This is a genomic window from Sphingobacterium sp. xlx-130, from assembly GCF_011007405.1.
Lineage (GTDB): Bacteria > Bacteroidota > Bacteroidia > Sphingobacteriales > Sphingobacteriaceae > Sphingobacterium > Sphingobacterium luzhongxinii.
Window position 1 is genome coordinate 135,930 of the sequence record NZ_WFKN01000010.1, and the last position, 25,001, is coordinate 160,930.

18 protein-coding genes are annotated in these 25,001 nt (G+C 39.3%); 9 read left to right on the forward strand and 9 right to left on the reverse strand.

The window, feature by feature from the left end; all coding sequences use genetic code 11:
* The first annotated feature begins 105 nt into the window (after positions 1 to 105).
* The gene (locus G7B18_RS16475) at positions 106 to 834 is read left to right on the forward strand and encodes an RDD family protein (RefSeq protein WP_164111443.1); all 729 of its coding nucleotides are present in this window, start codon (positions 106 to 108) and stop codon (positions 832 to 834) included.
* A 6-nt stretch (positions 835 to 840) separates the two neighbouring features.
* On the opposite strand, the gene fabD is transcribed toward G7B18_RS16475, so the two are convergent.
* The 4 genes from fabD to G7B18_RS16495 form a co-directional block, all read right to left on the reverse strand.
* Positions 841 to 1,728, reverse strand: a complete 888-nt coding sequence (gene fabD, locus G7B18_RS16480; RefSeq protein ID WP_164111441.1) for an ACP S-malonyltransferase — start codon at positions 1,726 to 1,728, stop codon at positions 841 to 843.
* A 44-nt stretch (positions 1,729 to 1,772) separates the two neighbouring features.
* The gene (locus tag G7B18_RS16485; RefSeq protein ID WP_164111439.1) at positions 1,773 to 3,005 is read right to left on the reverse strand and encodes a M16 family metallopeptidase; all 1,233 of its coding nucleotides are present in this window, start codon (positions 3,003 to 3,005) and stop codon (positions 1,773 to 1,775) included.
* A gap of 162 nt (positions 3,006 to 3,167) precedes the next feature.
* A complete protein-coding gene (locus G7B18_RS16490) occupies positions 3,168 to 5,975 on the reverse strand; it encodes a TonB-dependent receptor (RefSeq protein WP_164123488.1) in 2,808 nt (935 codons plus the stop codon).
* A gap of 13 nt (positions 5,976 to 5,988) precedes the next feature.
* A complete protein-coding gene (locus tag G7B18_RS16495) occupies positions 5,989 to 6,717 on the reverse strand; it encodes a hypothetical protein (protein ID WP_164111434.1) in 729 nt (242 codons plus the stop codon).
* Between the two features lie 143 nt (positions 6,718 to 6,860).
* On the opposite strand from G7B18_RS16495, the gene G7B18_RS16500 reads away from it, so the two are divergent.
* Positions 6,861 to 7,460, forward strand: a complete 600-nt coding sequence (locus G7B18_RS16500; protein ID WP_164111432.1) for a ribonuclease HII — start codon at positions 6,861 to 6,863, stop codon at positions 7,458 to 7,460.
* A gap of 80 nt (positions 7,461 to 7,540) precedes the next feature.
* Here G7B18_RS16500 and G7B18_RS16505 read toward each other — a convergent pair whose 3' ends face one another.
* The 5 genes from G7B18_RS16505 to rsgA all read right to left on the reverse strand — a co-directional run bounded on the left by G7B18_RS16505 (position 7,541) and on the right by rsgA (position 15,593).
* Positions 7,541 to 9,997: a YfhO family protein gene (locus tag G7B18_RS16505; protein WP_164123490.1), complete on the reverse strand. Its 2,457-nt coding sequence runs from the start codon at positions 9,995 to 9,997 to the stop codon at positions 7,541 to 7,543.
* 151 nt (positions 9,998 to 10,148) lie between these two features.
* A complete protein-coding gene (locus G7B18_RS16510; protein WP_164111428.1) occupies positions 10,149 to 10,835 on the reverse strand; it encodes a potassium channel family protein in 687 nt (228 codons plus the stop codon).
* Between the two features lie 148 nt (positions 10,836 to 10,983).
* Positions 10,984 to 12,771 (reverse strand): TrkH family potassium uptake protein, encoded by a 1,788-nt coding sequence (locus G7B18_RS16515; RefSeq protein ID WP_240452887.1) that lies wholly within the window; start codon positions 12,769 to 12,771, stop codon positions 10,984 to 10,986.
* A gap of 38 nt (positions 12,772 to 12,809) precedes the next feature.
* Positions 12,810 to 14,600, reverse strand: coding sequence for a hypothetical protein (locus tag G7B18_RS16520; RefSeq protein WP_164123492.1), 1,791 nt, complete (start codon positions 14,598 to 14,600; stop codon positions 12,810 to 12,812).
* Positions 14,601 to 14,672: 72 nt separating this feature from the next.
* The gene (gene rsgA, locus G7B18_RS16525; RefSeq protein WP_164111425.1) at positions 14,673 to 15,593 is read right to left on the reverse strand and encodes a ribosome small subunit-dependent GTPase A; all 921 of its coding nucleotides are present in this window, start codon (positions 15,591 to 15,593) and stop codon (positions 14,673 to 14,675) included.
* Between the two features lie 161 nt (positions 15,594 to 15,754).
* Between rsgA and polA the strand changes: the two genes are divergently transcribed.
* The 7 genes from polA to G7B18_RS16560 all read left to right on the forward strand — a co-directional run bounded on the left by polA (position 15,755) and on the right by G7B18_RS16560 (position 24,975).
* Entirely contained in the window at positions 15,755 to 18,553 is a 2,799-nt protein-coding gene (gene polA / locus G7B18_RS16530) for a DNA polymerase I (protein ID WP_164111423.1), read from the forward strand.
* 13 nt (positions 18,554 to 18,566) lie between these two features.
* A complete protein-coding gene (locus G7B18_RS16535) occupies positions 18,567 to 19,694 on the forward strand; it encodes a toxin-antitoxin system YwqK family antitoxin (RefSeq protein WP_164111421.1) in 1,128 nt (375 codons plus the stop codon).
* Between the two features lie 65 nt (positions 19,695 to 19,759).
* A complete protein-coding gene (locus G7B18_RS16540) occupies positions 19,760 to 20,413 on the forward strand; it encodes a phosphatidylserine decarboxylase family protein (protein ID WP_164111419.1) in 654 nt (217 codons plus the stop codon).
* Between the two features lie 115 nt (positions 20,414 to 20,528).
* On the forward strand, positions 20,529 to 21,563 hold the full coding sequence (locus tag G7B18_RS16545) for a sensor histidine kinase (protein WP_164111417.1): 1,035 nt from the start codon (positions 20,529 to 20,531) through the stop codon (positions 21,561 to 21,563).
* A 71-nt stretch (positions 21,564 to 21,634) separates the two neighbouring features.
* Positions 21,635 to 22,282 (forward strand): DUF47 domain-containing protein, encoded by a 648-nt coding sequence (locus tag G7B18_RS16550; protein WP_079645681.1) that lies wholly within the window; start codon positions 21,635 to 21,637, stop codon positions 22,280 to 22,282.
* Between the two features lie 34 nt (positions 22,283 to 22,316).
* Positions 22,317 to 23,327 (forward strand): inorganic phosphate transporter, encoded by a 1,011-nt coding sequence (locus tag G7B18_RS16555; RefSeq protein ID WP_164111416.1) that lies wholly within the window; start codon positions 22,317 to 22,319, stop codon positions 23,325 to 23,327.
* Positions 23,328 to 23,595: 268 nt separating this feature from the next.
* Entirely contained in the window at positions 23,596 to 24,975 is a 1,380-nt protein-coding gene (locus G7B18_RS16560; RefSeq protein ID WP_164123501.1) for an OmpA family protein, read from the forward strand.
* Positions 24,976 to 25,001 lie beyond the last annotated feature (26 nt).

Here is a 25,001-nt window from a genome sequence, read left to right on the forward strand (position 1 = left end):
TTTCATTAACCAAGATGCGTCAACCCAAGTTTTTCTACTGGTCATTCGTGAATGTTATCCATTTTATGTAGGTTTGATTAATAGGAAACGATCTGTAATAGAACAATGAATAAGCTATTAATTAATACGCCACAGAATGTAAATTTTGAATACAGACTCGCTTCTGTCGGGTCCCGTTGTATCGCATTTGGCCTAGATTATGGCGTTATGATACTATATGCCATTTTAGCATTTACATTGTTAGCCAAGTCGGACGTATTTAATTCCGGGGATGCTTGGTTAAGTTGGGGTGTCGCCTCATTAGCAACGTTGCCAATATTCCTATATCCGCTTGTTTTAGAAACCTTGATGGAGGGGCAAACAATAGGAAAACGAATCATGAAAATCAAAGTAGTCAAAATAGACGGTACACGCGCCACGTTTTATCAGTATTTCATACGTTGGGTTTGCAATGCAATCGACATATTTATCAGTATGGGAGGACTAGGTCTTACAAGTATTATACTTTCCTCAAAAAGCCAACGTATTGGGGATATGGCAGCAGATACCACTGTAATCAGTATCAAAGAAGACATAAATCTGAAAGAAACTCTATTTGAAGAAATTACAACTACTCACCAAATCGTCTACCCTGAAGTAATCAAGCTAACAGATGTAGACCTTAACGATATAAAAGAACTCTATCAAATGGGGTTTCGCAGGAAGAATTATAGAATTATCCAGGTACTGGCCGCTAAACTGGAAATCCTACTGGGTGTAAAAGCTCAAGTACACCCAGAGGACTTTATAACTCAGGTAATCCAAGATCATTACTACATGTTCAAAGAACAGTAGTAACTATTACCCGATAGTCGCGGATGAAGTTTGCGCTTGTCTATCCACTTTTTTAACCAAACCTTGCAATACATTACCTGGACCAACTTCAACAAATGCTTCTGCACCATCCGCTAACATATGCTGAACGGTCTGTGTCCATCTTACTGCTCCAGTCAACTGCGCGATAAGATTTTCTTTAATCTGAGCAGGATTTGTATACGCTTTTGCATCCACATTTTGATATATAGGACATACAGGAACATTAATCGTTGTTGCTTCGATTGCTGCCTGTAATTCCACCTTCGCAGGCTCCATTAATGGCGAATGAAATGCTCCTCCTACATTTAGCTTAAGGGCTCTTTTTGCTCCTGCTTCTGTCAACAACACACAGGCTTTATCTACCCCTACAATCGATCCTGAAATCACCAACTGTCCCGGACAGTTATAGTTTGCGGGTACTACGATGTCTTCAATCTGTGCACAGATCCGCTCCACAACCTCATCTTCTAGTCCTAATATGGCTGCCATTGTGGATGGCTCAATCTCACATGCCTTCTGCATAGCATTAGCACGTTGCGACACCAACTTTAAACCGTCTTCAAACGATAACGCATTTGCTGCAACCAAAGCGGAAAACTCGCCTAACGAGTGCCCTGCAACCATAGACGGGTTAAAGGAAGCTCCCAAAGCTTTAGCAAGAATTACGGAATGTAAAAATATAGCTGGCTGTGTGACGTTGGTCTGTTTAAGGTCTTCGTCAGTTCCTTGAAACATGATATCGGTAATACGAAAGCCTAGAATATCATTTGCTTTTTCAAAGAGCGCCTTTGTTTCTGCATTCAGGTTGTACAGATCTTGTCCCATTCCTACGAATTGAGCGCCCTGTCCTGGAAAAATATAAGCTGTGTTCATATGTATTTATTTGATTTTCAATTGTCATTAACTCATTTAAAACTCTATTTCTCGGGAACGAATTTAAGCGATACGAGTCGATCTTCTGCAAAGAAAATACTTGAAAGTTCGAATAAATCTTCTGATCGTACTTTGTCAATACTATCCACGACATCCTTCAAAGAGATGACACGGCCATAATCGATGATATTCTTTGCCTCTGCAATAATCATACTCATTCGATTTTCCTCGGCCAATGCTATCTGTCCCTTAAACTTCTGCTTTGCCCTTGTCAATTGATACGCTGAAATAGGAGCGCTCTTTAACTTATTCAATTCTTTAAACACAAGTGAGACTGCTCGATCTAGCTTTTCTTCATCTGTCCCTAGGTAGATACTAACACTTCCTGTATCCTTGTACATCGTAAAATTAGACTCTATCGTATAAGCGATTCCATACTTCTCTCGTATCCCAAGATTGAGTATAGAACTCATTCCGTAACCTCCCAACATATTATTCAGTAATAAGAGAGCCGTTTTTCGCTCATCATATACACCGAATGCCTGCCCGCCCAACATATAATGAGCTTGATTAATAGGTTTCTCGATCACTTCATTAATATTGGCTACAGCAGGAACCACCTGTACTGGCGTTGGCAAAATATTGGCTTTAATCTTCCCAAAGATACGTTCTGCCTGTCGCTTTACCTGTGCCAAGGTATAATCTCCAGAAATAGCGATAACAATCTCCGAAGTATTGTAGCTTTCCTCCATAAATTGGATGATGTCTGATTTGGTTATAGACTTCAGATCATCTTCTACCCCTAAGATATTGTGTCCAAGCCCTGATCCTTGAAATAGGAGATCTTCAAAATCGTCCATAATAGACTCTTCGGGGCTATCCAAATAAGAAGCTATCTCGTCTAAAATCACACCTCTTTCTTTCTCTATTTCTGTTTCTGGAAACGTAGAATGAAATAACACATCTTCAAATAAGTCCAAAGCGCGCTCCAAGTAAGGATTTAAAAAAGAGGCGTGCAAGCACGTATACTCCTTGGTGGTATAAGCATTCAAATCGCCTCCCACTTGCTCCAAACGATTGAGAATCTGATTTGTTGACCGCTTTTCCGTTCTTTTAAAAACTAGATGTTCAATAAAATGAGCCATTCCAAACTTACCCTCTTTCTCGTGCCTTGAGCCTGTATTTACCACAATACAGCTATGCGTTATAACTGACTTTTGAAAATGCAACAAGACGCGTATACCATTATCCAGTTGGATAAGATTGTACTCCTTCATTCAGATGGATTTTAATAATGAATGCAAAGCTACACAATAAAATACAGAAACTGATACCCTCAATCCCTAGAGCTTTCCATTAGAAACAGACCTTAAAAAGGTGTTAAAAAAAAATGGCATCCAATTAAAAAAATTGGATGCCATTTTACTAAAAACAGGAAGTTACATTCTTGGCCTACGCATACCACCATGCCCTCCGCTATTGTCTTCCATGGGATTTACCCCGGAAAACTTCTGCAACTTGAAAGTAAAGGTCAACATAAAGTAACGCGCTAATCTATTGGTACGACTATCCGTTAATATTTCGGACACCGTTCTATTAATATTAGTCTGCTGATCCAACAAATCAAATCCCTGGAAACGTATGGTACCACGCTGTCCCTTCAAGAGACGTTGTTCAATGTAGCTATTTATAATAAATGGATTAACATTTGAAGTATATCCTTTATTAAATTCTTTCGAAATGTCTACTCCAAAGATAGTAGTAGGCGTAATGTTTATCGACCCAATCAAATTTGGCGTTATCTTTTGTGTGTTCCGGTTGGATAAATCAATCAACGAAGAAGTAGTTATGGTATAATTGTAACGTACTCCCGGATTGATCTCTAAATTTTCGGAAGGATTGTATCGAAAGAACAATATTTGATGAAAGCCGGTATTCAGATTTACATTTTTCTGAAATTCGAAATTCGTTATTTCAGAATTTTGATAGGAAATACCTTTATTAAATGACACGCCCCCGCCATACATGATGTTGTATGTTTTTTCCTTAAACGATCGGCCCAAATGATAGAATGAATTTATTGAATAAACGGGTTCTGACTCATTTGCGTAACCAACCTCTTGTACCGCACCTAACCCATTAACGCGGGTTGTTTTGTTGTACGAAACAATTTTATCAGTAGTCAGTTCCGTCCTCAACATCGCAAAAAATGTTTTACCCTTTTGAAAATCTCCTGAACGAAATCTAAAGTTCATCTTGTGCCCGAACTCAGGATCCAAATCGGGATTTCCGATATTAGTAAAAGTTTCGCTCGTTGTCTCTGCAAAAGGAAGTGTCTGAGAAACGGAAGGCTCGTTCGACTTTCCCGAGTATTGCATAGTCAAATTAGACTGTCTTGAAAATTTATACTCAAACCGTGCTATCGGAATAAAGTTCAAGTTCTTCCGATCAATTACTTCTGTTATCGCCCCATTATATGCATTTCCACGCAACGTCGATGGTTGTAAAGCTGCTCCGAAAGAATACTTCAACTTCTCGCTATCGTACATGTAACTAGCGCCTACACGATGTGTTGCAAAAGCATAATCGTAGTTGTAGTTGTAATCTAATATACCAGAAGCGGAGCTGCCTCGGGATTCTAACAATTGTTGGGCCTTCAGATTATCGTAATCGTTGTTGTTATAATCATACGTTACTTCAATCTTGCTCTTCTCCGTAAGCGGTTCGATATAAGAAACAGAGGCTCCTGCGTTCCAGCTTTTGTTTTGGACTTCGCGATATGTTTTTTCAAACACATCGGATGCAGGCAAGTCTCCATTGCCCGGATCGGTTAGCCATCGATCTAAGACCCTATTATACTCGGTTTCTGTTACCGCATTATCGTAGTTAAAATTAAAGAAGAGGTTTCTTCCTTTATCATTGAGCTTGCGATTGTAAAGTCCAGAAAAATTATATCGAGGGGCTGTAGACTTATTACTTTCATTTGTTATTTGATAATTACTGAAATCTCCGCCGATTAGTTGCCTTACATTTTTTAAATTATCAGCTGTATTATCACCAAAACCCAATTGTGGTGTAATTTTTATATAGTCTTTATCCGAAATATTCCATTCTAAATTTCCTTCAAAACGATGATTGGCCCGGATACTGGTGTTGTCATCATTGGACTCTTCCTCGATCCCTTCCGCCAAGCGATTGGTATACGAACTACCAATGGTGTTGTTATCATCTCTACCATACGAATATGATCCATATACTTTTAGCTTATCCGAAAAATCATGCCGGATATTAACGCCAATAGAGCCAACATTTGTAATACCTTCAGACCCTCCAAACATTCCACCTGGACCACGTCCACCGCCGCCACCTTGTCTTCCTCTAGCACCACCACCCATCGAATTAAAGTCAAACAATGGCGCATTCATATTATTCATATTGCCCAACACAGATACCTGCGACTTATCCCGAAAACCCATAAACATTCCTGTGGTCTGATAACGCTCTTCAGTACCACCACCAACACGAAGCGTCGTCGCGTAACCTTTATTATATTCAGGATCTATCTGTATGTTCAAAACTTTAGTCGACTCGCCCGATTTATTTCCTGTAATATTAGCCATATCACCATAATCATCCACGATCTGCATTTTAGCAATAATATTGGCCGGCAAGTTTTGCGTTGCTGTCTTTACATCTCCTCCAAAAAAGTCCTTGCCATTAATACGAACCCGGGTTACCTGTTCGCCCTGCGCCGTCACGGTACCATCTTTATCGACTTCTACCCCCTGCAATTTCTTAAGGGCATCTTCGGCTACAGATCCTTCACGTAGCTTTAAATCTCTTGTGGAATATTCAACGGTGTCACCTTTCACTTGGACAGTTACCACGCCATTGACAACAACCTCTTCCAACATATTGGGAATCCCTTGTAAAATGATATTGGAGACCAACATTCTATTATCCTGCACAGCAGCAAAAGTATATCCTTTCTCAAAGGGCTCAAACCCGAGACTTGAGACTCTAATTTTAAAAGGTTTATCGCTTACGTTACTAAACGTATAAATACCTCCTACAGAGGAGCTCGTTTTCAAAGTATCAGCACCGACGATGTATTGTACCGATGCTCCTGCAACAGGTCTAGACAAGGAGTCCCGCAAGAAACCTTGAACCACTTTATTGGACTGAGCCTGTGCTGAAAAACAAATAAATAGGGCGGCAACCGCTATCCATCTCTTAAAAAAATCCATATATATTATCTCTCTATTTTATATTTCCAAAGAACCAAACCGCCGTATCTTCTTTATAGGGGTTCTTGACGGTCGGCTTATAAGGACTAGCTCCATAGACCCTTACATTATTAGGCCTTGGACTTGCATCGACCACCTTCTTCGTTTGAAAAAACTGGGTATTAACGCCTATTTGAACGGCAATTCGATCACTCTTAAATTTCACTAAGTCTAATGGCACCTCAGATTCATACATTAAAACATCATCTTCAAAGCGTGCCTTTGCACGTATTCCATAAGAATTATCAAACGACAGAAGTCCATCAACTACTTTACTAAATCCAGAAATCTGATAGCCTCGTACACTTTTCAGCAGCTCCGCTTTTATGTTGTTGACGTCCAGATCTTCATCCTGACTTAAGGCTCTAAGTCGCTCACGATCTACATATGGGTATAATAACTTTGCCCCTTCTTTCTTCTTTTCATTGTAGCTTAGGTTTACAAAAATACCATGTCGTAGCGCTTCCCGTTGCAACATTTCGTCTTTAACCTTTACAGCGACATAAACTTTTCCTCCTTGAACAGCGACACCAAAAGACCACAAATCACTGTCAGCATTATACAACTTACCCCCCCACTCTTCCAATTGACCATCAAGAACGATATTTTCTAATTGCTGAAACACATACTCCTCCTTCTTTTTCTTTTGTGCAAAAAGAAAAGCAGGACAACAAAATAGAAAAAGGATATAAAGTTTATTCATCAGCAATTATTGTTTACTTTTACACAACAAAGAGCCGTAAAAGTTTTTTAAAATCGTCAATATCACTACAAAAAAATGAATAAGTAGTGTAAATAAGTGTTAACTTGACGATATCACAGATAAGTTACACAGACAATCAACTTATGCTTTTATCCCAATATCAAAATGAATTCATAGAAGCTGGCTGCGATGAAGCTGGTAGAGGCTGCTTGGCGGGACCCGTTTTTGCCGCGGCAGTTATATTTCCCAAAGATTATTATAACCCTGTCCTCAACGACTCCAAAAAGCTTTCAGAGAAGAAAAGGAATGAATTGCGTCCAATAATAGAAAAGGAAGCCTTAGCTTTCGCTGTCGGAATCATAACTCCGCAGGAAATTGATAAAATAAACATACACAATGCATCTTACAAAGCGATGCATCTCGCTATTGATGCACTGCAGATTGCGCCTGAATTTCTGATTATAGATGGGAATAAATTTATCCCTTACCAAACGCTACCACACGCCTGCATTGTAAAGGGGGATGGTAAATACCTCGCCATAGCAGCTGCATCGATATTAGCTAAGACATATAGGGATGAATACATGGATAGTATAGCGGGCGAATTTCCGCTGTATGAATGGAAGTCTAATAAAGGCTACCCTACTATTGTACACCGTAAAGCGGTATTAGCACATGGCCATACAATTCACCACAGAAAAACCTTCCGCGTCACCGACCCTCAATTAAAACTTGAGCTTTAAAGAACAAGGGCCAGGCGAGGTATATATAAAACGGGCTACTTAAAAGATTAAGTAGCCCGTTTTATACTGGTTCATTGCTGTTAGGCCTTTTTCCTTCTGTATGAGATAAAAATCGCTCCGCCCAAACCTAGGGCCAAAACGATGGATCCGATTAAAGAAACGATACTTGATATTTTCATCGTCTGCGGGTCGAAAACAAACTCTACCTTATGATTACCACCCGGCAGTTGTAAACCTCTTAAAAGGTAGTCAGTCCGTATAATAGGCACCTCTTCTCCATCAACATAAGCTTTCCAACCCTTGTCATAATATACTTCTGAGAAAACAGCAAAAACATCATTTGGAGCCGTATACTCATATTGTAACTTGTCTGGGTGATAAGAGACCAACTTAATATCTGCATTATTTGGACGTCCTAAGCGAGCCGCATTTACTTTTCCTTTATACTCGTCATGAACAAATGCTTCTTTTGCTGGATCAAAACTACTGATCGCCTGCATCTCCTGCGCATTGTCTTTGACGAAAGTGACCTTATCTACAAACCAAGCATTTCCAGCTGCTGTAGACCTGCGTTGGATACGCTCCGCTCCGTTATTAGGATCACGAGTGATGACATAACGGACATTGAACATATCTAAGACATCTTCATTGATAGCTCCATTGAATTGGTGCTCTAATAATTCTTGAAAACGCATCAGCTTAGCAGCATGATAACCACCTAAATTTTTGTGAAAATAAGAAGCCTTAGCATCGGAAAACGGATTTGTCGTCAAATCAAGAACACGGTAATGAGGGTCTTTATCCATCCGGATCAACTGATCGACTTCTCGCTCTTGGATTGGATTTTTCGTCAAACTTTTATCTACAAAAGTTTCGTTGTTCAAGTAACGCTTGTCCACGGACCAAAGATCCAATAATGTGATCAAACCTATCCCAAGCACTAGAACATTTGCAGAGACTTTCTTCTTAACAAAGAACCAAACCAAGGCAAATACAACCAGTACAATACCCAATGAACGCCATGCATCTGCTGAAGCTAAATCTGCCCTATCCTTTATAAGCTCTGTTGATAGTTGATTCGCAAGATTTGCATCACCAAACTCTTTGGTCAACATACTGATAAAATCCTGGTTCGTTGATGGCTTAAAGGCTAGAATATTAGGCATTAAAGCAACCACAACGCAGATACCTGCAATGATTCCGAAGCTATAAAGCACTTTCTTGTCCAATTGAACAATATCACTACCTTTATTTATCAGTTCATGAACAGCCATAACTGCTAGCACAGGTATCAGTATAGATGGAATAATCAGAATAGACTCAGGAGCTCTAAATTTATTATACAATGGAGCATAATCAAAGAAAATATCTGATACGATAGAGAAATTACTTCCTAACGCCAACAACACCGTCAATCCAATAGCTGCAAGAATCCACCATTTTAATCGATCTCTAACAATAAAAATTCCTAAAACAAATAGAAAGATAATCCCCGCCCCAAAATACCAAGGGCCCGAAGTAAATGACTTCTCACCCCAATAAGTAGGAAGGCTTTTGGCCATCTGTAATGCTTGATTCTGAGGAGCTCCTAAGCCGGTAAAAAATTTAACCACATGCGAATCTTCACCTAAAACACCTTGGGTTTTTCCTCCGTAAGCATTTGGAATCAAAAATGTTAAATTTTCGCCCACACCCTGACTCCAAGCATAAGCGTAATCTTTATCCAATCCTCCACTTTTATTACCTTCATCTACCTTCACGATATTGGCCTTGCCTCGTGTAGTCAACTTGCTATACTCATAGGTCGGAAACAAAACGGAAGCGTTGACCGCTACTGCAACCACGACCGCTCCTATCTGCAATGCTGTAGCTTTCGCAAATGCAGGAACGCGTTTTTCTCGAATCGCATAGTATAGTTCAAATCCTACGTAAACCAATAAAGCAATGAAAAGATAATAGGTCATCTGCACGTGGTTGGTTCGAATCTCCAATGCAAGGAAGACCGCTAACAAGATCGGCCCCCAAAGCTTATTACCCCGATAGCAGAGTATAACGGCTCCGATTATGGGAGCCAAATAGGCTATAGCATAAGCTTTATTAACGTGCCCTGCCTCAATGTAAATAAAGTTGTAGGATGAAAAAGTAATAGCAATAGCTCCTACCGCAGCCAGCCAGGGCTTAATGCGGAGAACAGAAAGCAAGAAATAACTTCCCAAAAGATAAATCAAAATAACATCTGCCGGCAAAGGGAAAAATATTGTCAAGATTCGATTAACATAACTTGTTATATTCGTGGTGTGCTCATACCAAATCTGGTAAGTAGGCATCCCGCCAAACATCGAATTGGTCCATTGAGGCGCATGACCGTCCTTAGCTCTATAGTCGAAAAGCTCCTTCTGGCTGCCCATCGCCTGCATCACATCGTGTTGAGACAATGCCTTTCCTTGCCAAACCGGCGAAAAGTAAAAAAACACTAATACAAAGAAGATCGCAATAACAATTAGATGCGAAGAATTCTCTTTAAACCAATTTTTCATCAAACAATTTTTTCTTTTTAAGGTAACGAAGGTATAACGAGCATTTTTATCATCAAGCTCACCGTATCTTCACGGATAAGTTAGCGGTTAATGCCTTTTATTAAAGCCCAAATATAAAATTGATTTTAGTAATATCCTATGGACTTTTGGATTAGTTTCCTTTTTCGATCAATTTTTTAATATCAGAAAGTTCTCCAAATAAAACAAGGAGATCATTCTCCCGGAGTACAGTATCGGACTTGGCTATACCAGACGCCTCTTTGCTTTGCACGGTTTTTCCCTTGGAAACGGCACCAGTTAGGGTAACTGTCGTCAATACGATAACCTTATATCTATTTGTAAGGTCAGCATCTTTCAACGTCATCCCAACATATTTGGACGGAACTTTCGTCTCTATGATGCTATACCGATCAGAAACCTTGAACGAATCAACAATATCGATATTATCTAACCGCATGGCCAGACGCTCTGCAGCTTCTTCTTCAGGCATGATATATTCATCGATCTGCATGGCCTCCATAACCGTTTTTTGAAGATCCGACACAACGCGTCCAATGATGCGTTTTACACCGAGCTGTTTGACCAAGGCCGTGGTTAATAAGGAAGCTCCCTCGTCTTCGCCAATAGCTATAATCACAGCATCACTATCTTTTAAAGGTAAAGAGGAAACGGCCTCACGATCTGTCGTGTCTAGACAAACTGTATGTGTGATCTTATCCTTCAACTGCTCGACAATCTGTATATTCAGGTCGGCTCCAATGACTTCATGGCCTAATTCGGTAAGATGTATGCCCAATGAACGCCCAAAATGTCCTAATCCCAAAACAATATATTTCATATATGTATAGTCTTCTTTTTATCTGTCATATGTGTTTAATTTTACTTTCAATGGTCATCCGCCAGCTTGCGGATCAGTTTGTCTTTTATTTATGGCTATGGAATTACCCCTATGTCTGCATACCCCATCTTACAATACATTTAATTGTTTAAAACAAGAGCTTTTCGGTTGGATAAATATAACTTTTGTTCTTCATGTTTTTGATGAAGGCTACCAATAAAGTCAACATACCTACACGTCCCACAAACATGGTAAAAATAATAATCATCTTTCCGGTTGCACTTAGAGAAGGCGTCACTCCTAAACTAAGACCACAGGTCGTGTATGCCGAAACCGACTCAAACAGTAACGCTTTCATGGGCTTACCAGGATCTGAAAAATTAAGGAGAACAAACGAACATGTAATCGTCAATACCGATAGAATAATGATGGCAAAAGCCTTATTGACAGACTCAGAAGCAATTTTGCGCTTAAAAAGCTCAATCGAATCCTTACCTCGTGCCAAGGACAAAATGTTCATAAACGCTATCGCTATTGTAGTTACTTTGACACCACCACCAGTGGACCCAGGTGATGCCCCGATCCACATCAATGTGGTCAGCATAATTAACGTCGGAGTGCTTACAAAATTAACATCCACACTGTTAAATCCCGCAGATCGAGAAGCATTTGCCATGAAAAGGGAAGTTACCCACTCCCCAAAAATATTTTTATCTGAAACCAAAGTGTTATTTTGTTCCATTAAAAAGTAAGACCCTGTAGCCAAAATGACCACAATTGCATTACATAAGAGTATAAACTTGGTATTAAAACTAAAGGGCTGCGCCTTATGCTTATATCTTTTTTTGAGAAATAATAAACAGATAACAGCATTCGCCTTTCCTTTGAGATAAGTATAAAAATTGTAAACTGTGCCAAAGCCTAAGCCTCCCAATACAAAAATCAGTGTCAAGACAATTTGAAAACTATAATTGTAGCGATATTCAGGATTGGTAATGCCATCGGAAAGAATAGAGAAACCGGCATTACAGAAGGAAGAAATAGCATGGAAGGCAGCAAAAAAAATACGTTCGCCTGTTCCCTCAAATAACAGGGGGTCTAATGTAAAATAAATAAAAGCACCACCGATAAGTTCGAACAGCAGGGTAATGAATATGATAGTCAACAGTGTCGAGACAACGTCGTTAAGCTTATTTTCGCCCAAAATCTCTCCAAACATCAACTGGTTTTTGAACGAGAATCCTCCAGAGAAAAAGTATCCAAAGAATCCCGTAAAGGTCATAATTCCCAATCCGCCAACCTGAATCAACAACATAATGACTGTCTGTCCGAACAATGAAAAGTTGGTCGATATATCCGTTACAGAAAGCCCTGTAATGCATACGGCACTTGTCGCCATGAAAAAAGCATCGACAAAACTAAGCGGCGCCTCCAACGTCGTCCGGGGCAACATCAACAATACCGTTCCGATCAGAATCAAACCTATAAAGCTAATCACAAATAATATAGTCGGATTGAAATAGAAGTTATCAAAAAATAAACTGCTCTTGGACAGTTCTGACAAGAAGACTATACCTATTCCTAAATACAGCCATTCTTCTTTGGCAAAATATGCTAACCAAGGACTACCTGTAAGACGAGCAAACAGGATAAGCAAAAAATATAGAATGACAACAATACCGGAATAATGGGATACAACGACTCCCTTTATGGCAAAAACAGATGAAAATGTACGAAGAATTTCTAGCCCGAAAAGGCCATAAAACATAGCGACTATAGCCTGTTTAGTATACTCTGCAACATCCGGATTGGTGATATAGCCTATATGTACCAGTACAGTCAGGGCGCAGACCATGCTAACATAAAACATGATAAGGTCTACAACTTTGTAACGATACAGAATCACGAATTTCAAAAAATCTGCTATAGACTTCATCCTACAAACATAGTAATATATATTTTTGCGGAGAACGATTAAGGTTTGCCTTCTTCTGCTTTCTCTTTCTTTTTAAATATTCCTTTGAAAAATTTACCGGTCTTTTGAACAACACCTTTAGCTTCAGAACTGACTTCTTTAACAGTTTCGGCTGTGCCTATTAACTTGGCTTCTCGTTCTGGACTGATACCGGCACACTGCTTTATGCCATCGAGAAGACTCTGCCATAAGGTTTTAAAGAAGGTGTGCTCAGGCACCCTCCTGTAATTTATCTTTCCGACATGATAGATCTCATTGGCATCCGGATTACTGTCATTTATCAAAATCTGATTAACCAAAAAGGAAACTATTTTTGACTTCTTTCCATTCTCCTTTTTCGGCAGATCAATTTTCAGGTCATTATAATCAAACTTAAAACTTCCCCAATTTTTTCGATCTGTTCCCTCCATATTGTAGGCTATTTTTTTGATATTCCCAGAAGCAATGCCTACATTGAGTAGAGGCTGTAGAATGCGGTTGAACGCTGTGGCATTCATCGCACCTAAAGTGCCACTATAGGTATGGTACCCGGTTTTACTAAGCATGTCGAAACCAAATTTCGCGTGAAGCCGGCCGCTCCCCATCACCTTGGCAACAAGATCTGCTCGCATAAACTGATCCTTCTTTAATGCGATCGTATCGTTAGTCACGTTCGTAAGAGTACCTCTAGCCCCATCAAAACTGATGGCCCCCTCTCGACCAAACTTGGCACTGAATTCGTGATAAGTGATACTAATATTGTCCACTAAAAAAGTATCCAAACGAAGTAACTTTTTGGCATGCATTAATTGTTGATGTGGGGAATGTCCCACCTTGACAACAGGATACTTTGGATATCTCTTATCAGCAGATAAATCGACCGAACCATTTTTTATCTGAACTTTAGAGGCGACGGTCTGCTGGTTGTCAATCAATCTCCGAAAATCCAAGTGCTCTATGCGCAGCGTATCAAAGGCTAAAACAGCCATTGTTACATTTTGCCTTTTTTGCTTAAAAAAAGCATTCTTGCCCATCTTTGGGCCATAAAAGACTTTCGTGAATAGTACGTTTTGCTCTCTTGTATTTATTCTTAGACTCTCGAATCGCGCGCGATAGTATCCATCTGGCAAGTCATATTCAAATTTTGGAATCTGAACATCGACCATTTTCGTATAGTAAAGTCTGGAGGTATCGGTTAGTGAAGTTTCGTCCACCAATACGTCATGTACATTAATATTTACCTGATTGAGGCTAATAGTGCTTGTGTGCCCTTCTTCAATCTTCGAATACTTGAACTTTACGTTGTCAATTTTGATGTGCTTTACATTAATAGATTTAAAGATATCCTTTACATTTTCGTATAAGGTCTTTTGGGTATGGTCAGAAATCGTATCGTTGTAAGCATGATACTCGCTGACGAGATGTATATTTGGCTCTTCAAAAACTATAGTCTTAATATTTAAACGTTTATCCAAAAGAATATCCATAAGACTAAACTGTCTTATTTTCAGCATCTTCAACTTTATGTGGTAACGGTTATTCGGAGCTTCTTTTGCTAGCACCTGCTGCTGATATACAACAGAGTCTGGAATCAATTCAGCATTCCAAAAAGTAGCGTTACCTAATGCTATATTTAAGTCTAAATCCTCATACTTCAAGATATACAACCCGCCTGTAGATTTGTGTACGACTTCCTTAAGTTTTGTCTCAACTATAGGTTTCCAGTTTCTTCCATAATACCATATTAACATCAATATACCTATTACAAGAACCAAAAAAACGATGAGTACCCACTTCCAAACAGACTTCATAAATATTCCAATTTTATTAATTTGGATTAAAACAAGTCAAAATAGCTTTTGTTTTCAGCCGATCGATCGGAATCAATGACGATTATCCTCATTGCTATACATGCTAAGGTAGCTGTCATAACGTGATTCTTCAATTTTTCCTTGGTCTACCGCTTCCAACACGACACAACCAGGTTCATTAATATGACGACAGTTATTAAACTTACATTTATTGAGATAAAGCCGCATCTCGGGAAAGAAATGCGACAGTTCTCCTTTTTCAATGTCCACAATCCCCAACTCTCGAATACCTGGAGTATCAATAAGCTTCCCTCCGAAAGGCAGTTCAATCATTTCGGCAAAGGTGGTGGTATGCTTCCCTTTATCGGACCAGTCTGAAATCTGTCCGGTACGTAGGTGTGATCCTGGCACAATTCGATTAATAAGTGTCGATTTGCCCGCTCCAGAATGACCTGACAAGAGCGTCACTTTATCCTTTAAAATATGCTCCAATGTATCCACATGCGTCCCTTCTAATGCCGAAACCTCATAACAGGCATAACCTATATGCTCGTAGATAGCTTTGTATTCTTTTAGTATTTCTTTCCCTTCATCACTGAAAAGATCTAATTTGTTAAATACCAATACCGCAGGGATACCGTAGGCTTCAGCAGTCACCAAAAACCTATCTATAAATCCTAAGGAAGTTGGAGGAGAAGCCAAGGTAACAAGCAAAACAGCCTGATCTAGATTAGCGCCTAAAATCTGAGTTTGTTTAGATAAATTGACGGATCTTCGGATAATATAGTTTTTTCGAGGCTCTAGGTTTGTAATGATTCCTGTTTGCGCTGAATCTTCAAGATCAAAGTCAACCCAATCACCAACAGCAATAGGGTTTGTCGTCTTAATACCCTTTGTTCTGAATTTTCCTTTGATTCGACAATCATAAGAAACACCATCGTCTCCTAACACTTGATACCAACTACCCGTTGATTTTGTGACCAAACCTCTCATTCCCTATTTATGCTTATTTAAGTAATAACCCCAATTCTCACAAAAGTCGCAAAAAAATATCAATATTATTACTTATTGTCCATGCTGTTTCATTGTTCTTCATTATATGTAGTTGATGAAGGTTTTATTACCTTTGTGAGGTACACATAAATTTACTCCTTGTGAAAAAACTTTTTCTTTTGGACGGGATGGCTCTTATTTATAGAGCATATTTTGCACTCAACAAGGTGCCTAGATTGACGTCATACGGGCTCAATACAGGCGCTATTATGGGCTTTACAAACACATTACTGGAGGTTTTGAAGAATCAAAACCCCACCCATATCGCTGTAGTCTTTGATACTGCGGCCCCAACCAATCGTCACATTGAGTTTGAAGCTTACAAAGCACACCGCCAAGAGATGCCGGAAGATCTCTCCAAATCTATCCCTTACATATTTAAACTGGTCGAAGGGTTTAATATCCCCTTGATTACAATGGATGGCTACGAAGCGGATGATATCATTGGCACCTTGGCCAAACAAGCCGAAAAAGAAGGCTTTACCGTGTTCTGTATGACACCAGACAAAGATTTCGGACAGTTAGTATCTGACAATATCTTTATTTATAAACCAGCCCGAATGGGTAACGGGGCAGAAATACAGGGAGTACCTGAAATATTAGAAAAATGGGAGATAGATGATGTATCGCAGGTGATCGATATTTTGGGCCTTTGGGGAGATGCTGTTGATAACATACCTGGCATTCCAGGAATCGGTGAAAAAACCGCAAAAAAATTGGTGAAAGAATTCGGTAGTGTCGAAGGTTTGATTGCCAATACGGATAAGCTTAAAGGTAAACAGCAGGAGAATGTAATCAACTTTGCAGAGCAAGGACTTATTTCGAAAAAATTGGCGACCATACTTCTGGACGTTCCTGTAACGCTAGATGAGGAACAGCTTCAAGTGACAGCTCCCAATAAAGAGCTTTTAGAGCCCCTATTTGCGGAGCTCGAATTTCGCACTTTGGGCAAGCGGGTATTCGGCGATGATTTCTCCACTCTTGATAATTCGGCAAAAGCAAATTCAGCCCAAATGGATCTCTTTGCGCAGGAACAACCAGCCAGCTCAAATACACCCGAGCAACCCATAGCTTCACTTACCCCAAACTTAACTATTAAAGATACAGAACACGATTATATTCTTATCGATGATCCAGAAAAAATAAAAGACCTAGCAAATAAATTATCCCAACAGACAGCAATTTGTTTTGATACAGAGTCAACAGGAATTGACCCGCTTGTTGCAGATATTGTTGGACTTTCTTTTTCATTTGAAAAAGGCAAAGCCTACTATGTTCCAACACCAGCTGACGCAAAACAAGCTCAGCTCATTGTTGATCGCTTCAAATCAATTTTTGAAAATGCTTCGATAAAGAAGATCGGACAAAATCTGAAATACGACATCCTGCTACTTTCCAGATACGGCGTACGCATACAAGGACAATTATTTGACACCATGCTAGCTCATTATCTGATTGACCCTGACACGCGTCACGGCATGGATATTCTATCCGAAACCTACCTCGGCTATACGCCTATATCCATAACAGAGCTAATAGGCAACAAGGGCAAGAACCAAGGTAATATGCGCGATGTCGCTGTCGAAGTAGCAAAAGACTATGCCGCTGAAGATGCAGATATCACTTGGCAACTGTACGAAAAGTTCGCTCCTCTTTTATCGGAAACAGAAACTAAAAACCTAGCTGAACAAGTAGAATTCCCCTTAGTATACGTGCTTTCCGAAATGGAAAAAAATGGGGTAAAAATTGATACAGACACGTTAAAGGCTTTTTCCCTGTCTTTGGAAAAAGATATAGCTTCCATCGAGCAAAGGATCTACGATAAAGCGGGAACGAAGTTCAACATAGCCTCACCGAAACAATTGGGCGAAGTCTTATTTGACAAGTTACAATTGGATCCTAAGGCGAAAAAGACAAAAACAGGACAATACAAAACAGGCGAAGAAGTACTCGTTGCTCTTGCACATAAATCAGATATTGTACAGGATATATTAGACTTTAGACAATATCAAAAACTGAAATCAACGTATGTTGATGCACTTCCTACCCTTATCAACCGCGAAACAGGGTTGATTCACACGTCGTACAATCAAGCCGTAGCTGCAACAGGCCGTCTGAGCTCGACGAACCCCAACCTTCAAAACATCCCAATACGCACGGAAAAAGGTCGTGAAGTACGTAAAGCTTTTGTTCCGCGCTCGGAAAATCATATTATACTTTCGGCTGATTATTCACAGATCGAGCTCCGCATTATGGCCGAGCTTAGTCAAGACGAGAATATGCTAGAAGCATTTACTAAAGGCTATGACATCCATCGTGCTACTGCGGCCAAGGTATACAATGTATCGCTAGACGAGGTCACTTCGGATCAACGTCGTAATGCAAAAGCGGTCAACTTTGGCATCATTTACGGACAATCTGCATTCGGTCTGTCCCAGAATCTAGGCATATCGCGTCGCGAAGCAGCAGATATCATCGATCAGTACTTTGCCCAATACCGAGGTGTTAGAGAATACATGTCCAAAGCGGTAGAATCGGCCAAAGAAAAGGGGTATGCAGAAACTATCCTGAAACGGAGACGCTATCTGAGAGACATCAACTCAGCAAACATGACAGTAAGAGGCTTTGCCGAACGTAACGCGATCAATGCTCCGATCCAAGGATCTGCGGCAGATATGATAAAAATCGCGATGATTCAAATCCAAAAGGATATCGAAGATAAAAAATTATCAGGCAAAATGATCATGCAGGTTCATGATGAACTTGTGTTTGATGTACCCAAAAGTGAAGTGGAAATCTTCAAACGCATAATTTCGGAACGAATGACTAAAGCCATCACGCTGCGGGTGCCTATTGAAGTAGAAACAGGCGAAGGGTCAAACTGGCTAGAAGCGCACTAATTGAAAAAGAGAGATGAAAAAAGCTATTTATTTGATTACCGTATTATTGACCTTATCTTACTGCCTTAAAGCTCAAGAAAATAAACCCTTGTACTTTGAAAAGGCTCCTAACGATATGATGCGTTTTTATTTTGACCAAAATTATTACCTGGTGGACAAAAACTGTGAATTCAAGTATATAGAACGTGTTTCCTCTTTCGACATAAAAACAAATAAGTTTGAAGGCCTCTTCAGGGACTTCGACCCAAACGGTCGGGTTATACTTTCAGGGCACTACCAAAACGGCAAAAAACAGGGTGAGTTCAAAGCATATCATCCAAATGGTGTCCTAAAATGGGAATCCACCTTTATGGATGATATCGCCACCGGTCCATGGAAATATTATTATCCAGACGGCAAGCCAATGTTATTCATCACGTTAGGACCGTCTACCTTTCAGATCAATCACTATTGGGATCGTAGAGGACAGCAACTAGTCAAAGATGGCGAAGGAACATACGATATGGATCTTCCCATAGTTGGTTTTACCGAACACGGCTACACCCGGTTTAATAGACGTGGCAAGGTCAAAAACGGGCTTCCAGAAGGCTTATGGTATATTTCTTTTGTTGAAGAAGGAAAAAAGAGAATTCAAACCCACCTATTAACAGAGCAATTCGAAAACGGCCAATTAAGCGGCACGCGTTTTGAAGAAGGCTTTGATCATTTATTGATTCCTAAAGAAGATTTTATATTCGCCCCAAATGATTACTTCCCACGCGCGGAGCATCTGTTAAGCAAAAAATGTTCTTTTGACGAATTCACAGGCTTTAACATATTCATTGCCAATAAGTTTGTTGATTACCTGGAGCAATCGTCGTTTCAAAGTAGCCAAGACATGGAGAGGTTACTGAGTTATGAGGTAAAAGTATCAAAAAAAGGTATCCCCTCTTCGGCGACATTCTTAGATATGGGAAACGTACTTTCGAAGGAGGAAAAAAACATCTTAGAACGCATGATTAATCAAATAGGATATTACCTCCCTTCTTACTCAGGAGGCGAACCTATTAACGACTTGTTAATTATCACATTTACACTTCAGGCAACAGGAGAAAAGACACACATTCCCCCTGTGCAGATACAACGCGAAAAGGGTATCTAGGATATTTACCTGAATTTATCTATGTTTGCAAAATTAAAAGGCATATAAAATATAACGATTGACATATGAAGTTTCACAAAGAAGGATATACAAGTTTAGCATTAGTTGTTCTATTTATATTCATCATTAATGCCGTCGCTGATTATTACGATGCCAACCAAATCATCAAATGGTTTCTGTACGGAGTATCTGCATTTTTGTTTATCGTTATTGTACAGTTTTTTAGAAGCCCTATAAAGAAAATACAAATCGATGAGAATGCTGTCTTGTGTCCGGTCGATGGCAAAGTCGTTGTTATTGAAGAGACGGAAGAAACTGAATATTTTAAAGACAAAAGGATTCAGGTTTCGATTTTTATGTCACCAATCAATGTTCATGTAACTAGAAATCCTATATCTGGTATCGTTACTTTTTTTAAATACCATCCCGGTAAATTCTTGGTAGCATGGCATCCAAAATCTTCTACGGACAACGAACGCACCACTATAGTGGTAAAAAAGGATAACGGAGTTGAAGTCCTATTCCGACAAATCGCTGGGGCTTTAGCGCGTAGAATTGTATGGTATGTCAAAGAAGAACAACCTGTAACACAAGGAGAGGAATTTGGATTTATCAAATTCGGTTCACGAGTGGATGTTTTTTTACCTCTAGGCACAAAAATAAATGTTGCTATCGGAGACAAAACAGTTGGTGGCAAAACTGTGATCGCAAGATTTTAATATAAGCTTAACATTAATATTCCTATTTTTAGCAGTGTAATAATCGAGCGCCAGCAGAACTGCTCTTGATTATTACACTTTTTTGTATTCTCGAATTTAACTACAAAAGTCTTTTATGAACTTTAGGCTCCTTGTTTTCTATATTGCTTTAATTATCTCCACGGCACTAGCCCTTGTGAGCTTGTACTATGAAAGCGATTGGAATCACTTCTTTGTGATACTACCTGTATCTTTTGTTATTTCCTTTATCATCCTCAGCAATGTCTTAAATCAATATATAAACAATAGAATCAGCAATATTTACAAATTAATCCGCAGCCTAAAACTTGGAAAGGACATGAAAGAAGTGCTTGCAGAACATGCCAGTGATGATCCAATAAAAGGAGCCGAACAAGAGGTAAGAGACTGGGCAAAACAAAAGTCGACAGAAATAGATCAGTTGAAAGCGCAGGAAAAATTTAGAAGAGAGTTTTTATCAAATATCTCGCACGAATTTAAAACACCTCTTTTTGCGATACAGGGGTATATTGAGACGCTGCAGGACGGGATGATGGCTGACGATCCTGATATGGCATTGGTATTTCTTGATAAAGCGTCCAAAAATATCGATCGGTTGACGTATCTTATTAATGACCTTGATGAGATCTCGAAGCTTGAATCGGGAAAAATATCGCTAAACATTCAAAAGTTCGATATTATCGAATTAATCAATGAAACGATTGACCACCTTATTGATAAAGCAAACAAAAATAATATCAAGATTATTTTCAATACAAAGCCGAACCAAACGATACAAGTAAAAGGTGATCGTTTAAAAATCCAACAGGTTCTTGTCAACCTTATAGACAACTCGTTAAAATATGGCAAAAATGGAGGAAAAACAACAATCAGCATATTCCATTTGTTAGATCAAGTATTAATCGAGGTTACCGATAATGGTTATGGAATTGAAGAGAAAAACCTGCCAAGAGTATTTGAGCGTTTCTTCAGGACAGACAAAAGTCGATCCCGGGATATTGGAGGCTCAGGCTTGGGACTATCTATCGTTAAACATATTTTGGAAGCGCATCAACAAACCGTCAACGTACGCAGCACCGAAGGAATAGGTACAACTTTTGGCTTTACCCTGTCCAAATCCAAAAGCACTTAACAAGTCAATGTTTAAAAACTTAACATTAACTTAACATTAACATTATACTTTTGCATCAAAATAAAAGTATTATGTCTTTAAATAGCATCTTTCAGTACTTTGTCCCTAAGGACAAAAAGTTCTTCCCTCTGTTTGAACAAGCTGGCGCCAATCTTATAGAGATGGCTAGACTCCTCAACATTTCGGTAAATAGCACTAATCTAGAAGAAAGAAAAGAGCTTTCTAAAAAATTAGAAGACCTTGAACATGTCGGTGACAATATCACGCACCAAATCCACCTCGAATTAGGAAGAAACTTCATCACGCCATTTGACCGTGAAGATATCCACGCTTTAGCGAGTTCACTGGATGATGTTGCAGACTTCATACACGGAGCTTCAAACAGAATGCAGCTCTACAAAGTAGAGAAGCCTACAGAACCGATGATTGAAATTACAGCATTGATTTTGGAGGCGACGGAACATGTAGCAAAAGCCTTATTTGAGCTGAAAGATCTGAAAAACATCAGAAACATCACAGATTCTTGTGTACGTATTAACAGTGTAGAGAATAAGGCGGATTATATTTTCGACAAAGCTGTTGCAGATCTATTTGAGTACGAAACAGATGCTATTTCACTTATCAAACAAAAAGAAGTTCTATCCGCAATGGAAGACGCTACAGACAAATGTGAAGATGTAGCAAATGTGTTGGAAAGTATCCTTGTTAAAAATGCCTAACTAGGGCAGGTTAACTATACATAATTAATTTATCATGATCACGACTTTATTAGTTGTTGTTATTGTATTAGCGATAGCCTTTGATTATATCAACGGTTTTCATGACGCAGCCAATTCAATTGCAACTATCGTATCAACCAAAGTATTGACACCATTTATGGCTGTACTTTGGGCCGCTCTATTCAATTTTGTCGCTTATTTTGTCTTTACAGACCACAAAGTCGCCAATACTATCGCAAAAACAGTAATCGAGCAATATATTACACTCGAAGTAATATTTGCCGGGTTAGTAGCGGCTATATCCTGGAATCTGTTTACCTGGTATTATGGAATACCATCTTCCTCGTCACACACTTTAATCGGCGGCTTTGCTGGTTCAGGAATGGCATATGCTCTTTTTCTAGGTGCCAACCCTTTGGACGCGATCAATTTGAGTGCTACATTAAAGATTCTTTCTTTCATTGTTCTGGCACCAGTCATAGGGATGACCATTGCGATTATCATTACCCTAATCATTATCAATATCTGCAAAAAAACCAGACCTAGTGTCGCTGAAAGATGGTTCAAAATCTTACAGCTAATTTCCTCTGCCGGTTTAAGTTTTGCCCACGGTGGTAATGATGCCCAAAAGGTAATGGGTATTATTGCGACTGCGTTAATAGCCCAAGGGGTGATCGGAAGTTTTGAAGAAATGCCAGAATGGGTACCTTTATCTTGTTATGTAGCGATCGCTGCAGGAACGATGAGTGGTGGATGGAAAATTGTAAAAACAATGGGTACCAAAATTACTAAGGTTACTCCTTTGGAAGGTGTCAGTGCCGAGACAGCGGGAGCAATCACACTCGGCATCACCGAGCATTTTGGAATTCCGGCGTCTACCACACACACAATTACAGGATCGATCATTGGTGTAGGTGTTGTAAAACGCGTATCAGCTGTACGATGGGGAGTAACGATCAGTTTGTTATGGGCATGGATACTTACCATACCTGTGAGCGCAATACTGGGAGGATTGACTTTAGCAGTTCTACATTACATCCTCTAATGAAGTTATAACTTCAACTATTTTGAACATAATACGTTAGACAATGTAGTGTAAAAGCTACATTGTCTTTCTTTTTTATCGAAAGACAAACAAATTTGAGCGAAATATTTGTTATATAACAGACAAATAAGTAATTTTACCTATTATTTAACAACAAATGCGTGCTACATTATTTTTTCAATGCGATTTAAATTTTTGGCACCGTTATTGTTAAGTTATGTTAAAAATGAGAACAATTAAAAATTTTAATAACCTTAAACAAAAGAGTATGAACTATTCTACAATTAAAAAAACAGCTGTTGCAGCTTCTTTAGTAGCCGCTTTAGGTTTTGCTGAAACTGCTCAAGCTCAAACTCCAACTGTATTTGGTGGTAGATCACAATACAGAACTTGGTCTATCGGCTTACAAGGTGGTATCACTACACCTAACGCACTAGTTGGTGGATCAAATGCATTCGGTCAAAAAGTTGGTTACTTCCAAAACAAAGTTGGTGAGTACTATGGTTTGACTATCCGTAAACAATTCTCTCACCTATTCGGTTTAGAATTAGAAGGTAACCGTGGTAAAATCAAAACTTTCAACCACGATATGGTTACTGCACCAGAAACAGCTAACGGAGCAAAATCTGCTGAAACTTCAGTAAACTGGGCTGCTAGTATGAACGGTGTATTCCAATTGGGTACCATCGACTTCTTAAGAAGAGAAAATGCAGTTAACTTCTACGCTAAAGTAGGTTTAGGAGTAATGGCACACAACCCAGTTCAATTCTCAAACAACGATTTCACAGGCACTGAAGTTTACAACAACAAAGGTAAATGGGGTGAAGAAATTTTCGGTGACCGCGAGCCAGTTGGTGACAGAGATAACAGATTAGCAGCTTACGTACCAGTAGGTGTTGGTGTTAAATTCAAATTATCTGAGGTTGTAGCATTGAACTTAGGTTACACCATGAACTTCACTGACGATAACTTGCTTTACGGACCAGCTAGAACTGACTACAAAGGTAAATTCTCTAACGTTTACGGTGGTTTAGAATTCACTTTAGGTTCAAGAGACAAACAAAACTTGACTTTTGCTAACCCAGTTGCTACAATGTACGATGAGTTGAAAGATCCTTCATTGCGTAACGAAGTTGAAGCATTAAAACAACGCGTTTCTTCATTAGAGGGTACTGTTGATGCTTTAGGTAAAGATTCAGATGGAGACGGTGTATCTGATAAATTTGACAAATGTCCTAACACTCCTGCTGGTACAGTAGTTGATGGTTCTGGATGTCCAATCAAATTCCCTGAGCCAGTTGTTCAAAACAACGCTACTACAGGTGCATACTACGCTCCAATTCAATTTGAATTCGATAGCTCTGTATTGAAAACTTCTTCTTACGCTACTTTAGATAAATTAGCTAAAGAAATCCGCGATAACAAATCTTCTGTTACTTTAGACGGATACGCATCTGCAGAAGGTTCTGAGTCTTACAACGTAAACTTATCAAAAGACCGCGCTAATGCAGTAAAACAATACTTAGTAAATGCTGGTGTATCTGCATCTAGCATTAACGCTAACGGTTACGGAGAGGCTAACCCAATTGCATCAAATGCAACTGAAGAAGGTCGTGTTCAAAACCGTCGTGTTGAGATCAAAAAATAATCATACACTCGTATAATTATTACAAA